This window comes from Agrilactobacillus fermenti (genome assembly GCF_021030645.1).
GTDB classification, from domain to species: domain Bacteria; phylum Bacillota; class Bacilli; order Lactobacillales; family Lactobacillaceae; genus Agrilactobacillus; species Agrilactobacillus fermenti.
Map to the genome: position 1 here is coordinate 1 of NZ_JACGCJ010000075.1, position 479 is coordinate 479.

At 48.4% G+C, this 479-nt stretch carries 2 tRNA genes and 1 rRNA gene; all 3 read left to right on the forward strand.

What is annotated here, in order from left to right:
- Nucleotides 1–90, forward strand: a 16S ribosomal RNA gene (locus FHQ08_RS12665); the annotation flags it as partial.
- A 75-nt stretch (nucleotides 91–165) separates the two neighbouring features.
- Nucleotides 166–239: transfer RNA gene (locus tag FHQ08_RS12670), tRNA-Ile, on the forward strand.
- Nucleotides 240–262: 23 nt separating this feature from the next.
- Nucleotides 263–335 (forward strand) — tRNA-Ala (locus FHQ08_RS12675).
- Nucleotides 336–479 lie beyond the last annotated feature (144 nt).

Sequence of the window (479 nt, forward strand, 5' to 3'; positions counted from 1 at the left end):
AGGAGCCAGCCGTCTAAGGCGGGACAGATGATTAGGGTGAAGTCGTAACAAGGTAGCCGTAGGAGAACCTGCGGCTGGATCACCTCCTTTCTAAGGAAAAATTACGGAAAGCCTGTACATGTCGAAATTTTGTTTAGTTTTGAGAGGCCTACGCCAAGACTTATCGGGCCTATAGCTCAGTTGGTTAGAGCGCACGCCTGATAAGCGTGAGGTCGATGGTTCAAGTCCATTTAGGCCCATTGCGATTTTATCGCAACCTTATGGGGGTTTAGCTCAGATGGGAGAGCGCCTGCTTTGCACGCAGGAGGTCATCGGTTCGATCCCGTTAACCTCCATAGCGACCGAAAGGTCGCAAACACTTCGTTCCTTGAAAACCACATATCATGAAATATTCTAATAACCGAGAATCAACTGTGTATTAAATTGCCGAACGACCAGCACGAAGTGCTAGGTCAAGTTAACAAGGGCGCACGGTGAAT